The organism is Bacillus sp. NPDC094077 (genome assembly GCF_050279465.1).
Classification (GTDB): domain Bacteria; phylum Bacillota; class Bacilli; order Bacillales; family Bacillaceae_G; genus Bacillus_A.
In genome coordinates this window covers 79,089-93,288 of the sequence record NZ_JBNNUF010000001.1, presented here as the reverse complement: position 1 = coordinate 93,288, position 14,200 = coordinate 79,089, and the positions used below count along the sequence as shown (strand labels likewise).

Sequence of the window (14,200 nt, the reverse complement as noted above, 5' to 3'; positions counted from 1 at the left end):
AATTAATAAGAATTTTCTGATAAATATAAATTAGAAAATCTATCAAAGTTAGTTTCGTACATATAATTGGGGAGGGTACAAAAATGAAGAAAAAGATGAAAAAGTTCACGGCGGTTGTAGCGCCGGTATTAGCGATGAGTATGGCGTTAACAGCATGTTCTGGATCTGGTGGAGAGAAGAAAACGACTACGACGTCTAGTGGTGGGGAAGATAAAAAGTCCGATATTAAATACGCAGCAAAACAAGTGCTAAATCGTACAGAAAACCAAGAGATTCCGACGATGGATACTTCTAAATCTACTGATACGTTAGGGGCGCAAATCTTAGGAAACACGATGGAAGGATTATATCGTCTTGATAAAGATAATAAGCCAATTCCAGCTGCGGCAGAATCTAGTACGAAAAGCGAGGATGGCAAAAAATATACATTTAAACTACGTAAAGATGCGAAATGGTCGAATGGTGATCCTGTAACAGCGAAAGATTTCGTTTTTGCATGGCAGCGCTTACTTGATAAAAATACAGCTGCAGAATATGCGTTTATCGCTTACTATATTAAAAATGCAGAAGCGATTAATAAAGGAGAAAAACCTGTAACTGAATTAGGAGCAAAGGCGGTAGATGATTACACGCTAGAAGTAGAATTAGAAAAACCGGTACCGTACTTCTTAAATTTATTAGCATTCCCATCATACTATCCATTAAATGAAAAATTCGTAAAAGAAAAAGGAGATAAGTACGGTTTAGAAGCAGATACAACGGTGTATAACGGGCCATTCGTTATGTCTTCATGGAAACATGAACAAGGATGGCAGTTAAAGAAAAATGATAAGTATTGGGATAATAAGACTGTGAAATTAGAAGAAATTAATTATAGCGTAGTAAAAGAAGTTGCTACGAAAGTAAATTTATATGATACAGGATCAATTGATTTCACACTACTATCAGGAGAATTCGTAGATAAATATAAATCGAACAAAGATGAATACGGTGAGTATTCAGAAGCAAGTACATTCTTCTTACGTTTAAATCAAAAGCGTAACGGACAAGATACACCGTTAAAGAGCAAAAAACTTCGTGAAGCAATTGCATTATCAGTTGATAAAAAAGGATTGGCAAATGTAATTTTAAATAATGGATCAAAAGCAACGGATCAATTGGTTCCGAAAGGGCTTGCGACAGGACCTGACGGCAAAGATTACCAAGATACATTTAAAAATGGTCTGAAATATGACCCGAAAAAAGGCGCAGCAGCCTGGGAAGCAGCGAAAAAGGAACTTGGAAAAGATCAAGTTACAATTGAATTACTAAGCTATGATGATGGAACTGCGAAAAAGATTGCTGATTATGTTAAAGATCAAATTGAGAAAAATTTAAAAGGTGTAACGATTAATACGAAAATTCAGCCGTTCAAACAAAAATTAAAATTAGAGACTGCACAAGATTATGAAATCTCTTATGCAGGTTGGAGTCCAGACTACGCGGATCCAATGACGTTTATCGATATGTTTGAGTCGAAGAGCCCGTACAACCAAATGAGTTACTCAAATGCCAAATATGATGATATGGTATCAAAAGCAGGTAATGAATTAATGGGTGATGCGAAGAAGCGCTGGGAAACGTTAGGAAAAGCTGAAAAGCTATTCCTTGAAGAAGATGCTGGGCTAGTTCCTTTATATCAAACAGGAAGAGCGTATGTAATGAAACCGAATGTTAAAGGAATTGTGAAACATAATATTAGTCCAGAATATAGCTTTAAGTGGGCTTATGTAACGGAAGGGAAATAATAAAAAAGCGTTTTAAAAGTAGATAATTTATTTTTAAAACGCTCTTTTCCTATTCAATTAAATTTAAATAAATAGAGAAGAATAAGAAAAGTCGTACTTACATATAGTAGATGTGGGAGAATTCGTATAGTAGTAATAGAGTAGTTATTAAGATTTTTAAATTAATTATTCAGAATATTCATAAAAACACTTTACAAATCAGGAGAAATTAGTAGAATGATAATTAGTAAGAATTTTCTAAAAATAAATCAAAAAAAAGTCTCTCAAAGTTAGTTTCGTACATATAATTGGGGAGGGTACAAAAATGAAGAAAAAGATGAAAAAGTTTACGGCGGTTGTAGCGCCAGTATTAGCAATGAGTGTGGCGTTAACAGCATGTTCTGGATCTTCTGGTGGGGAGAAGAAAACAACTACGACGTCTAATAGTGGTGGGGAAGAGAAGAAATCCGATATTAAATATGCGGCAAAGCAAGTAATGAATCGTACAGAAACGAATGAAATTCCGACGATGGATACTTCTAAAAATACAGATACGTTAGGTTCTCAAATTTTAGGAAACACGATGGAAGGGTTATATCGTCTAGATAAAGATAATAAGCCAATTCCAGCAGCGGCAGAATCTAGTACGAAAAGCGAGGATGGCAAAAAATATACATTTAAATTACGAAAAGATGCAAAATGGTCAAACGGTGACCCTGTAACAGCGAAAGATTTTGTATTTGCATGGCAACGTCTAGTAGATCCAAAAACAGCTGCTGAGTATGCATTTATTGCTTACTATCTTAAAAATGCAGAGGCAATAAATCAAGGGAAAGCAGAAGTTTCTACATTAGGTGTAAAAGCGGTAGATGATTATACACTTGAAGTTGAACTAGAAAGACCAGTACCATATTTCTTGAATTTAATGGCATTCGCGTCTTACTATCCACTAAATGAAAAATTCGTAAAAGAAAAAGGAGCTAAATACGGTTTAGAGTCTGATACGACAGTTTATAATGGACCGTTTGTGCTTACTGATTGGAAACATGAGCAAGGATGGAAATTAAAGAAAAATGATCAGTATTGGGATAAAAAGACAGTGAAACTGGATGAAATCAATTATAGTGTAGTAAAAGAAGGGGCTACTAGAGTAAATTTATATGATACAGGTGCAATTGATTTCGCACTTTTATCAGGGGAATTTGTAGATAAATATAGAAACAATAAAGAGGAGTTTGGAGCATATTCAGAAACAAGTACGTTTTACTTACGTTTAAATCAAAAAAGAGGTGGGCAAGATACACCGTTAAAGAGCAAAAAATTACGTGAAGCAATTGCCTTATCAATTGATAAGAAAGCTTTAACGAATGTCATTTTAAATGATGGTTCAAAACCAGTGGATTACTTAGTACCAAAAGGTTTAGCAGCTGGACCAGACGGTAAAGATTTCGCAGAAACGTTTAAAAATGGTTTGAAACAAGACTCTAAAAAGGCAGCAGCAGCCTGGGAAGAAGCGAAAAAAGAACTTGGAAAAGATCAAGTAACAATAGAGCTATTAAATTATGATACTGGTAATGCGAAAAAAGTTGGGGAGTATGTAAAAGATCAAGTTGAAAAGAATTTAAAGGGTGTAACAGTAAATATTAAACTTCAGCCATTTAAGCAAAAGCTAAAATTAGAATCAGACCAAGATTATGATTTCTCATATGGCGGCTGGAATCCAGATTATGCGGATCCGATGACATATCTTGATATGTTTGAGACAAAAAATTCGCAGAACCAGATGAGCTACTCAAATTCAAAATATGATGACATTATTAATAAAAGTAAGACGGAATGGATGGCTGATGCAAAAAAACGTTGGACAGAGTTAGGGAAAGCAGAAAAATTGTTACTTGAAGAAGATGTAGCGCTCGTACCTTTATATCAAAGTGGTAGATCGTATGTTATGAAACCAAATGTAAAGGGAATTGTGAAACATAATATTAGTCCGGAATATAGTTTCAAATGGGCGTATGTAGAAGAGAAATAATAAAAGAAAAAGCATTTTCAAGTTGCGGTATTATAGCACTTGAAAATGCTTTTTTCGGTGCACTATTTTTTTATGGATGAATATATGTATTATAGAAAATTTAAAGGAGAATTCTATGAAACGAAACTCGTACATCGATTTTCTAGCTTATTACGGAATAGGAAGCGCGCATCCTGGTGGTTTTACTTTAACAAAACAATTGTTAGCGCGACTGCCTCTTAGATATGGAACGAATGTTCTTGAGATAGGTTGTGGGACGGGGAAAACAGCCGCTTACATGACAAAAGAATTGGGTTATAAAGTAACGGCGGTTGAAAAGAATGAAATTATGATTCAAAAAGCGAGAGATAGATGGTTGTTTGATGGTTTGAATATACAATTGATACAAGGTGATGTGGAACAATTACCTTGTTTAAATGATTCGTATGAACTTGTGCTTGGAGAATCTATACTCGCTTTCACGAATAAAGAAAAGGTTATTTCGGAGTGTTATCGTGTATTGCAGAAGGCAGGGACACTTGTTGTGATTGAAATGATTACCGAACGACATATTGATAAGAAAGAGGAAGAAAAGATCATACAGTTGTACGGTATGAAAGAATTATTAACGGAGAATGAGTGGATTCGTTTATTTAAAGCAGCCAATTTCGAAAAAATTACAATTGCAGGTGGCGGTACAATTGCAGAAACAGTTGCAGGGCATGTCGAGGAGCCAGAGTGGAATATATCACCGTATATTCCGGAAGAATTATATGAGGCCTGGGTACAGCATGAACAAGTACTGCTTATGTATCAACATGTTTTAGGACATCGTATTTTTATATGTGAAAAATAGAGAAAAGAGTTGGTGAAAGATAGCCAACTCTTTATTATGTTAAATGAAAAATAATGCAGCTAAAGTAATTCCAAAAATAAAACCAAATCCGAGTTCAAGGCCCCAGCCACCGCCCCAGCCCCAGCCACCGCGGTCACAACCACCGCGGTCACAACCATCGCGGCCACAACCACCGCGACCGCAACCATCGCCCCAATCATCGCCGCCCCAGCTACCGCCGCAACCGAAGCCGCAGCTGTCACATCTACTAAGGCCGCCGCAAAGATCACAGCCACCGTTTGCGTATGCGTCATAGTATCCGAATCCTGTATCAAAAGATGAACGCTGCTGCACGGGTTCAATCCATACGGAATCATTTGTCACATCGATTATTTTGCCTAAGTGAATGCGACCATCAACATCCTCAATGCGAACAACTTTTCCGAAATAACGTCGGCATGTATTATAACACTTTTGTCTATGCATGTTCTTTCCTCCTTCCGCATTACAGTAATACGATATGTAAGCGGGACAAGTGCGGCTTGTACGAATGACCTATCTATCATAATTGTTATAGGAAAGGGGAAATATATAGGAAATTATAGTGAGGAGGAAAGGGAATGAAATCTACAGATCAATTTCAGACGTATGAAGTTCCTTGGGAAGACTTTATAGAAGCATTGCGAGATGAAATAAAAGGACAAGTAGGGGCAGATATTATTGATACCGTAGTTTGTAATTTGGAAGATGGTTTTGAAGTGTATACATATGTGCAGGGGGATTTGGATTTTGAATATAAGGAAGCACTTGAAAGGAAATATGGAAGCGATGCGAAAACACCTAATGTGTTAACGATAATGCTATTAGCTAGTATTTATAGTACAAGTGAAGAGAATATACGCTTACATGCGGATAATAAAGATAATCCAATTGTTGAAGTATATGTGAAGCAATAAAACACGCTGTGAAAGGCGTGTTTTTTATTTATATGGTAAAATGTTAGAAAATTAAGAAAGAAGGTGGGGGCTTGAAAATTAAGCACCTTAATTTAACAGTTACAGATGTAGTAGCTACTAGAGAGTTTTTAGAAACATATTTTGGTTTAACTTGTAGTGGAACAAGGGGAACTGGCTTTGCAGTTATGCGTGATAATGATGGGTTTATATTAACTTTAATGAAGGGAAAAGAAGCTCAGTATCCAAAAACATTTCATGTAGGATTTCCACAAGAAAATGAAGAACAAGTGAATAAAATGAATCAAAGATTGAAGGAAGGCGGATTTCAAGTTGAACCTCCTAAACATGCACATGCATATACGTTTTATGTTGAAGCGCCTGGCGGATTTACAATTGAAGTGATGTGCTAACTAAAAAATCAAACTTTTTACTTAGAGTTTTCAATATGAAAAGTAGGAAAAGTCTGTTTTAAGCGCGGAGCTTAAACAGGCTTTTTTACTTATATAAGCAGATAGATAATGCTAAAAGGAATATTAACAAGTCTACATAATAAAGTTATGAGGCATGAGCTGTCCTAAAATACAAGTCATATATCTTGTTTCCTCTCATAAATTTAAACATAGGAATTTGTCTACAAAGGTGGCGAAGCCTCATCATGAAAATTCGAATTTGTGCCACGTTTATGTTGTTTCTATTTATATGGTTACCTTTTTCAGCTTTTGCAAAAGGAGAGGAGGCAAAGGAAAGGGTCGTTTCACTTGTATATGACGATTCGGGCAGCATGAGAAATAACGATCGCTGGAAGTATGCCAATTACGCTTTGCAAAGTTTAGTTGCCCTATTAGATGAAAAAGATACATTTTCTTACGTTCCAATGAGTAAACCGAATGATCCATTAAACATTTCGTTAACGAAGGATAAAAGGCAAGCAGAAATTGATGGAATTGGAGCGTGGAAAACGTATTTAAATACTCCGTTTAGCGCAGTAGAAACGGCGATGCAATCTATAAAAAAGGAAGCAGATATAGATGGGAAACGTGAATTTTGGCTTATTGTATTAACTGACGGGGCATTTAATGATTTAGAAAAAGATAAGGTTGGCGGAAAAGAACAAATTACACAGAAGTTAGCACAGTTTAAGAAAGAAATGGATGCAAAAAAGATATCGTTACATCCAGTCTTAATTACGATGGAAGAAGATTTAGGTCAGCAAGAAAAAGAACAATTAAATACGTTTAAAGAAATATGGAAGAAAGAGATAAATGGAGTTACGATGCCGTCAAGCGGAGAGGATGGTATTGTAAAAAGTATAAATCAAGTAGCAGCATTAGTTGCAAATCGTGACCCATTCTCTTCTGTTGAATCGATTGTAAAAACGAAAGTAGTAGGGAAGAAAGTAGAGATTACAACACCATTTCCGTTAAAACGCATGACGCTAGTAAGACAATCGCCTTCTGTGTCTAATTATCAGGTCACACAAATTTCTAAGCCATTACAATTACAATCTTCTTTTTCCATACATGCACCAGGAGAAGCTAAATTATTCGGAAATATAATTCATATAAGTACGGAAAATCAGGAAGTTATTAAGCCAGGAACATATACGATAGAAGTGGATCGAGATATTGAGAAAGAAGGATTACAAGTACTTGTTGAACCGGCGCTTAATTATACCGTTTCTACTTATGACAAAGATGATAATAGTCAAAAGAATGTTGAAAAAATGTACGAAGGTGCTACAGCTGTTATTGAAGCAAAGCCTACTGAATTGCCAATTCAGTCTTCTTACTTTCAAGCAGAAGTAGAAATAGACGGAAAACAATATGCGATGAAGTGGGACGATAAAAGACATGTGTTTTATTATGAAACTAAACTTACTAAAGGGGTAGTACGCGGAAAAGTTCATATGAATATAAAGGGATTTTACAGACAGACGAAAGAGTTTAAAATTGAAACGATTGAAAAGCCGAAATTATCACTTGAAGCTGTTACGAAAGGTTATGAAGAAAAAGTAACAAATTTAGAGAGTAGTAAACCGTTTATTTTACAACCGCAATTAGATGGTAAACCGATGACAGAAGAAGCTGTAAAAAAACTATTAAAATCTACTGGTGTCACATCTAAACAATCAATCAACTATGAAATAAAACAACATGGTAATCAAATTTACGTTTATCCACGTCCTTATTACTCCGACACATTCAATTTTACAGATACCGGCATCGTAGAAGCTACCATCACTATACAGGATTCAAGATTACAAGCAGTAAAGAAAGAAATATCACTTCATATTCAAAATGCACCGTTTTATGAAAAATATGCGCTTATTTTTAAGTTTGTTATTCCCATCACTTTATTACTGCTAGTAGTAGGAATAATCGTTTTAGGATGGATTGTTCGTCCGAGATTTCACCGGAAAGCACTATTATATTATGAATGGGATCAAGAAGTGGCGAAAGATTGGTTATATCAATCTGAACCAGAGTTACTTCGGAATAAATGGTGGAAACATTATTTTGGTATCCCGTTTAGAGCAGAAAGAAAGACTGTGCAATCCGTTACGTTTATAGCGAAGAAAGGATCGAAATCGATATTTGTAGCAAAAGAATCGCAAGTAGTTGGAATGATTATTGATGGGATGTTTATAACAGAGGATGAAGTGGGAATGGAACATAAGACACTGTATCCAAATGAGCTTTTAGTAATTGATAGAGGATATGGTAAGGAGATTTACAGGTACGAATGTGAATAGTAGCTTGGGATAAGAGGGCGGTGGACTCGATGCACTCTTTCCCATTCTTTTCAAACAAGCAAGAATAGGAAGGTGGTTCACATGACGTTACAAGTTCCAACGATATTAATTGGTTTAGGTGGAATCGGTAGTACTGTGACACATCAAGTATATGAAAAATTACCAGAAGAGCGCCGAAAAAGGGTAGCAATGCACGTATTTGATACAGATGTGAATACATTGAGTAAATTTGACCATATTCGAAAGTTTAAGACGCAAACGAGTTCGAGCAAAACGCCCAGGGAATACATTGCAGGAGATCCAACGATTCCAGAATGGTTTCCGATGGATGCGACTATACTTGATAAACCGCTAACTGAAGGGGCGGGACAGTTACGCGTTATTTCCCGGTTAGCGTTACGTGCTGCGATGAAAGAAGATAAGCTCACATCCTTTTGGCAAGAAATCGAGAAAATCTTTCCGGTTACAAGTGATCAAACGGAATATGGTGTGCGTGTCATTATAGTAACATCACTAGCGGGTGGAACAGGTTCGGGGATGTTTTTGCAAATCGCATTGTATTTACGTGAAATGCTTCGAAAAAAATTACAGCATCATAACATTTTAATACGTGGTGCGTTTTTAATGCCGGATGTTTTAGTGAAGACGAGAACGGTTAGTGCGAAAGAATTTGAAACGGTGCAAGCAAACGGCTATGCATCGTTAAAAGAGTTACATGCTATTACGCTCGGTTCTACTGGAGAATTATCAAAACGTGGTGGTGTAACGATCGAATTAGAGTATCGTCCGGATCAAGTAGATGAGGATGGACGAACGAACCATACGATTAAACAACACCATTTACCGTACAATTATTGTTTTTTATACGACTATGAAAATTTACATGGACACCATTTACACAATTTATCGGATTATATGGAGCAAATGGCAAATACGATTTATTTACAGCTATTTAGTCCAATGTCAGCAAATCATTTTGCACAGGAAGATAATCAAATTCAACAATTGGCAGAATCAAGCGGGAAAGGTAGATATTGCGGGGCAGGAACGGCAAAACTTATTTATCCATATGAGCATGTGTTAAAATATTGTGCTTTAAAATGGGCCGTGCAAGGTTTAGATGAGTCGTGGCTGCATTTAGATCAACTCTTTCAAGAAAAGAAACAGAGATACGACCAAGATGTAAAACGTGGTATGCAGCGTGAAAAACCAGAGCGTGGAAAAAGTTACTTGGAAGATTTAGAACATCTTGCTACTCGCCCAGAACAAGCTCATATTTTCTATAGACAAATGTACAATGAAACGCGTGAAGGAGCAGAGAGTGGTAAAGTTGGCGTTGCGAAATCTAAATTGTTTTTAGAGGCTGTAGAAAGCTATGTACAGCGTACGGTGCAAAAAGATGAGGAATTAAACCGTCTGCAGCACGAGTGTAAAATTTCGGCTGCGAAACTGAAAATGATGGAGCAAATGAAGGGTGAAGTAGCAAGGGTGGATCATGCGGTTCGTTTATATGCGTATGCGATTCCGAGCCGTGTACATGAACATGTAACAACACTTTTATATGACATGATTGAATCAGACCGTTTTTCACCAAGTGGTTCTGAAGGACAGTCATATCAATTAAATACATGGTTTTTAAAGAAAACGGATCCCGTTCATCCAGTAGCAGCGCGTTTTATGTTATATGAAATTCGAAAGCAATTAGTTGAGAAAATGAATCGACTACATGAAAATAATGAACAAAAGCGTAATTTAATTCAAAATTACGATAAGAAATTTAATGTGAGTAATATCGATGGAACGGTAACAGCAGTACGACGCGTAGAAATCGCTCAGCAACAAGGCTGGTTTGGAAAAATGATTAATAATCAGCAACGCTTGTTCAAAAAAGAATTTGAAGACATCGTAACGCAATATGTGCACAAACTAAATGAGTATCGAAAAGAAATGCTATTAGAACTCGTCTATCAATCGCTATATCAAGCAGTTAGTAAAATGATTCAATATTGGGAAAGATTTTTTGATAATTTACACGAAACACGTGAAAATTTATTGTTTGAAATTCAAAAACGAAGTAAGGAATTTGAAGGGAAAACAAACCCGACGAATGTATACGTATTAGCTGAAGAACGGCTGCAAGAAAAGATTTGGCAAGATATGCAGCAACATTTAAATTTAGGGGTATTACCGAAAGATATATCAGCTGAAATATATATGAGTTTGTATGGGGAATATTGTCGGGATGCAAAAACGGAAGAGATTCAGTCGAAAAAGGTAGAGGACTTTTATCGTGAGCACATATTGAGCTATTGTTACGATGAATTGCAAGTGCGCTATCGTGATAAATTAGAGCTTAATATCGTTGAAGCGTTACGAAAAGAAGCGGATTATAAGAAACGTGATCGTGATGAATACGTTCGTGAAAAAATTGAAGACCTTTTCCATTTAGCAAGTCCTTTCGTTCCGAAAGTTGCACATCATAGAGAGTTACAATATTGGGGGGTACACCCTTCTTTAAAACAAGAATTGCAGGAAGAGTTACTGCAGGAAATGTTTAAAGAAAAAGATACAGTAAACGAGGCATTTTCGCCATTTGAAGTGATTTGTTATCGTGCTCATTACGGATTATCGTTACAAGATTTCCCTAAGCTGTCATCTGGACATATTGCAAACGGGTTTATGAATGATAAAGGTGATTATTTTCAATCGTATTATCGCCGCGTAAACAAGTTAAATAGTAAAAAATCTAGCTTAACGCCGCATTTAGATAAATATTGGCACTTACCAGCCTTTATGCCAGACTTGAATGCGACTCAAACAAAATTAGATTATGATAAATGTAATCGTGCGCTACTATACGCATATATGTATCGCTGGATTAGTTTAGTTGCGGTTGATGGTCAGTTTGTGTATCAATATAACGGCGTTGGACGTAGCTTCTTAATTCAGTCGATGGGGAAAAATATTTCAAGCGAAAGTTATAAATTGCATAGGGCCTTACTTCATAATCCTTTTATTTATGAAAACATCTTGTCCAGGTTTGAAGAGGAGCAAGAAAAGGCGATGCTACAAGGTGGACATTTATATACACATCCGTTCGTATTAGGCGCTCAAGATGTAAGATGGCTTAGAAAAGAACATGTCCACAATATTTTAGATATGATTTTAATGTATGACCGTGAAGCGAAATATGACCCGACGTTAGAAGAAACGTCAGATGAATTATTAAGGTTATTCCTTGATGAAATTGAGTTATACTTCCAAAATTATTACGGTACAGGTGCCGATATGGTTGCGAAGAAAGAGAAAGAAATGTTTATTAAACAATTGTGGAATCGTTCGTATGCAAAAGGGTATGTGGATCCAAATAGTGCACCGTATAAAAAGTGGCAAAATTTATTACACGTTCACGATGAAGAAGAATTGCCAAAAACGAATGTATAATGAGTGAAAAGGGAATCCTTAAGAGTGGCAATACAACTTTAGAAAAGAGGGATTCTGATGCCGTTTTTAGGAAGTGTATATCAAATATTTGGATTATATCCGGAACTTTATTATGGAATGATTTCAGCTGAGATACAAGAAGAAGCTCAGAAGGAACAACTTGAAAATAGTAGTGTAGAAGTTGAAGTGGAAGAATAAAAAAAGTGCAGATGAAAATCTGCACTTTTTATTGGTTTTAAAAGGGTTGCATAACCTCAATCGAATTATTATTTAAAGATAATATTTTGATTAAGGTTATGATGGTTTTATTTGAATTCTATGTAATGAAAAATGTATAAAAATCAATGTAAAAGAACGATTATGAATATAAAAGTAGAAAAGGACAATGTTTTTGAGGAAATAATTATGTTTAAAAATAACATTTGATACATAATTAACCGATTCTGTTTAATTAATTTTATTGTTGACAATATAATTAATTGTATGATAAATTCAATCAGCATTCTTGGTGATTTGATGACACAGTAATTATTTTTAAAATTTACTACGACCTAAAAAGATTGATTTTTCTGTTTTTTGCAGAGAGTCAATACTTCTATAGGGGGAGGAGTGGATTGTGTATATTTTTACTTTTTAAACAGAACAGTAATAAAGATTGTGATAAGTAAGAGATAAACTTGAAAAAGAGGTTTCAATGAATGAGTCTTTTAATAAAAAAAGCAATGGATGAAGAAAAGAAAAAAGTATTGAATCAAACTTTAGGCGCAATTGATCTAACTCTTTTAGGAATTGGAGCAATTATTGGTACAGGTATTTTCGTATTAACTGGTATTGTAGCAGCGAAACATGCTGGCCCAGCGATTGTATTATCTTTTATATTAGCAGCGCTTGTATGTGCATGTGTAGCTTTCTGTTATGCTGAATTTGCATCTACAGTTCCAGTTTCGGGAAGTGTATATTCATATACATATATGACACTAGGTGAGATTTTTGCATTTATAGTTGGTTGGTGTGTTATGTTGGAATACTTATTAGCGACTTCTGCGGTGGCGGCGGGATGGTCAGCGTATTTTCAGTCATTGCTACTAGGATTTAATATTCACATTCCTATAATCTTTGCTTCGGCACCAGGTATGGGGAAGGGTGGAATCATTGACTTACCAGCAGTTCTTATTATTTTAATTGTTACATTTTTATTAAGTCGTGGTGCAAAAGAAAGTGCACGAATTAATAATATAATGGTTATTATTAAACTGGCTGTTATTATAGGATTTATTATTGTAGGGACACAATATGTAAAACCAGAGAATTGGCAACCATTTCTACCATTTGGCTTTCATGGTGTGGTAGGAGGTGCTGCCACTGTATTTTTTGCTTTTTTAGGCTTTGATGCAGTTGCAACAGCTGCAGAGGAAGTGAAACGCCCACAACGTAACGTGCCGATTGGGTTACTTGTTTCCTTATTCATTTGTACCGTTCTATATGTAGGCGTTTCATTCGTGTTAACTGGAATGGTTCCGTTTACGGAATTGAGTGTAGCTGATCCGGTTGCATATGCATTGCGTATTGTAGGTGAAGATAGAGTTGCTGGCTTGTTATCGGTGGGAGCGATAGCAGGGCTTACAACAGTTCTGTTAGTAGCTATGTTTGCATTTGTTCGTGTATCTTACTCGATGAGTCGAGATGGATTGTTACCAAAAAGACTTTCAAGTGTTCATAAACGTTTACAAACTCCATTTTTTAATACGTGGATTACAGGTATTATGGCAGCTTTATTAGCTGGATTAGTGGATTTGAATTTATTGGCTAATTTAGTGAATATGGGAACGATAACAGCGTTTGTGTTTGTATCTATAGCTGTTATTGTATTAAGAAAAACACATCCAAATATGAACAGGCCATTCCGTGCGCCTCTAGTACCGTTTTTACCTATCGTTTCAATAGTAAGTTGTATATATTTAGCCTTAAACCTTTCTCAGCTTACTTTAATTAGCTTTGTGGTATGGATTATAATAGGTGTTTTTATATATTTTATATATGCCAAAAAACATAGTAATGTTAGAAATAGAATTTAGTCTGTTGAAATGATACTTGTAATCTAAATTAAAACACTCTACCTGTTCTTTATCTTTATAAGATCAAGTAGAGTGTTTTTTACTATTTAATAATACTGCTTTCTAAAATTTTGATGGAGGGTGTTACTTTTACATTAGATTTTGAAAAGGAATTAGGCCAATCGTCTTCAACCTTTTTCCATTCTTTAAATAAGGAGGGGACGAAGAATACCTATGTTAATAACAGTTTTGTCTACAAGTCCTTCCATATAGATAAGAGAATAAGAAATAGGTTTATTTAATGTATGATCAGCGTGCTCTTGTGCAGAAAAAGAGTTTTCACCACGTAGCCATTTATTAAAAGATTCCATTTGTTTACTTT

The 14,200-nt window shown here is 35.6% G+C and carries 10 protein-coding genes and 2 pseudogenes; 9 read left to right on the top strand and 3 right to left on the bottom strand.

Annotated elements, in window-relative coordinates:
• Positions 1-83 precede the first annotated feature (83 nt).
• From ACQKNR_RS00430 to ACQKNR_RS00420, 3 genes are all read left to right on the top strand, one after another.
• Complete coding sequence (locus ACQKNR_RS00430) at positions 84-1,787, top strand: ABC transporter substrate-binding protein (RefSeq protein ID WP_427314566.1); 1,704 nt, start codon at positions 84-86, stop codon at positions 1,785-1,787.
• A 304-nt stretch (positions 1,788-2,091) separates the two neighbouring features.
• Complete coding sequence (locus ACQKNR_RS00425) at positions 2,092-3,798, top strand: peptide ABC transporter substrate-binding protein (RefSeq protein WP_098395517.1); 1,707 nt, start codon at positions 2,092-2,094, stop codon at positions 3,796-3,798.
• A gap of 115 nt (positions 3,799-3,913) precedes the next feature.
• Positions 3,914-4,633 (top strand): class I SAM-dependent methyltransferase, encoded by a 720-nt coding sequence (locus ACQKNR_RS00420; protein WP_427314564.1) that lies wholly within the window; start codon positions 3,914-3,916, stop codon positions 4,631-4,633.
• A 39-nt stretch (positions 4,634-4,672) separates the two neighbouring features.
• On the opposite strand, the gene ACQKNR_RS00415 is transcribed toward ACQKNR_RS00420, so the two are convergent.
• Positions 4,673-5,098: a hypothetical protein gene (locus ACQKNR_RS00415; RefSeq protein WP_427314562.1), complete on the bottom strand. Its 426-nt coding sequence runs from the start codon at positions 5,096-5,098 to the stop codon at positions 4,673-4,675.
• 134 nt (positions 5,099-5,232) lie between these two features.
• On the opposite strand from ACQKNR_RS00415, the gene ACQKNR_RS00410 reads away from it, so the two are divergent.
• From ACQKNR_RS00410 to ACQKNR_RS00385, 6 genes are all read left to right on the top strand, one after another.
• Complete coding sequence (locus ACQKNR_RS00410; protein ID WP_427314560.1) at positions 5,233-5,568, top strand: hypothetical protein; 336 nt, start codon at positions 5,233-5,235, stop codon at positions 5,566-5,568.
• 71 nt (positions 5,569-5,639) lie between these two features.
• Positions 5,640-5,978, top strand: a complete 339-nt coding sequence (locus ACQKNR_RS00405) for a VOC family protein (protein ID WP_427314559.1) — start codon at positions 5,640-5,642, stop codon at positions 5,976-5,978.
• A gap of 245 nt (positions 5,979-6,223) precedes the next feature.
• On the top strand, positions 6,224-8,320 hold the full coding sequence (locus ACQKNR_RS00400; RefSeq protein ID WP_427314557.1) for a vWA domain-containing protein: 2,097 nt from the start codon (positions 6,224-6,226) through the stop codon (positions 8,318-8,320).
• A gap of 81 nt (positions 8,321-8,401) precedes the next feature.
• The gene (locus tag ACQKNR_RS00395) at positions 8,402-11,764 is read left to right on the top strand and encodes a tubulin-like doman-containing protein (protein WP_427314555.1); all 3,363 of its coding nucleotides are present in this window, start codon (positions 8,402-8,404) and stop codon (positions 11,762-11,764) included.
• 57 nt (positions 11,765-11,821) lie between these two features.
• Entirely contained in the window at positions 11,822-11,962 is a 141-nt protein-coding gene (locus ACQKNR_RS00390; protein WP_427314554.1) for a phosphonate ABC transporter permease, read from the top strand.
• A 500-nt stretch (positions 11,963-12,462) separates the two neighbouring features.
• On the top strand, positions 12,463-13,839 hold the full coding sequence (locus ACQKNR_RS00385) for an amino acid permease (RefSeq protein ID WP_427314552.1): 1,377 nt from the start codon (positions 12,463-12,465) through the stop codon (positions 13,837-13,839).
• 82 nt (positions 13,840-13,921) lie between these two features.
• Here ACQKNR_RS00385 and ACQKNR_RS00380 read toward each other — a convergent pair.
• Both ACQKNR_RS00380 and ACQKNR_RS00375 read right to left on the bottom strand, forming a co-directional pair.
• Positions 13,922-14,029: pseudogene (locus ACQKNR_RS00380) on the bottom strand (Ger(x)C family spore germination C-terminal domain-containing protein); the annotation flags it as partial.
• A pseudogene (locus ACQKNR_RS00375) lies at positions 14,012-14,189 on the bottom strand (spore germination protein); the annotation flags it as partial. The pseudogenes ACQKNR_RS00375 and ACQKNR_RS00380, both read right to left, overlap by 18 nt.
• Between the last annotated feature and the right edge of the window lie 11 nt (positions 14,190-14,200).

Excerpts from the sequence above, each read along its gene's own strand:
- ACQKNR_RS00430 (WP_427314566.1), top strand. The coding sequence starts at position 84 with ATGAAGAAAAAGATGAAAAAGTTCACGGCGGTTGTAGCGCCGGTATTA.
- ACQKNR_RS00425 (WP_098395517.1), top strand. The coding sequence starts at position 2,092 with ATGAAGAAAAAGATGAAAAAGTTTACGGCGGTTGTAGCGCCAGTATTA.
- ACQKNR_RS00420 (WP_427314564.1), top strand. The coding sequence starts at position 3,914 with ATGAAACGAAACTCGTACATCGATTTTCTAGCTTATTACGGAATAGGA.
- ACQKNR_RS00415 (WP_427314562.1), bottom strand. The coding sequence starts at position 5,098 with ATGCATAGACAAAAGTGTTATAATACATGCCGACGTTATTTCGGAAAA.
- ACQKNR_RS00410 (WP_427314560.1), top strand. The coding sequence starts at position 5,233 with ATGAAATCTACAGATCAATTTCAGACGTATGAAGTTCCTTGGGAAGAC.
- ACQKNR_RS00400 (WP_427314557.1), top strand. The coding sequence starts at position 6,224 with ATGAAAATTCGAATTTGTGCCACGTTTATGTTGTTTCTATTTATATGG.
- ACQKNR_RS00395 (WP_427314555.1), top strand. The coding sequence starts at position 8,402 with ATGACGTTACAAGTTCCAACGATATTAATTGGTTTAGGTGGAATCGGT.
- ACQKNR_RS00390 (WP_427314554.1), top strand. The coding sequence starts at position 11,822 with ATGCCGTTTTTAGGAAGTGTATATCAAATATTTGGATTATATCCGGAA.
- ACQKNR_RS00385 (WP_427314552.1), top strand. The coding sequence starts at position 12,463 with ATGAGTCTTTTAATAAAAAAAGCAATGGATGAAGAAAAGAAAAAAGTA.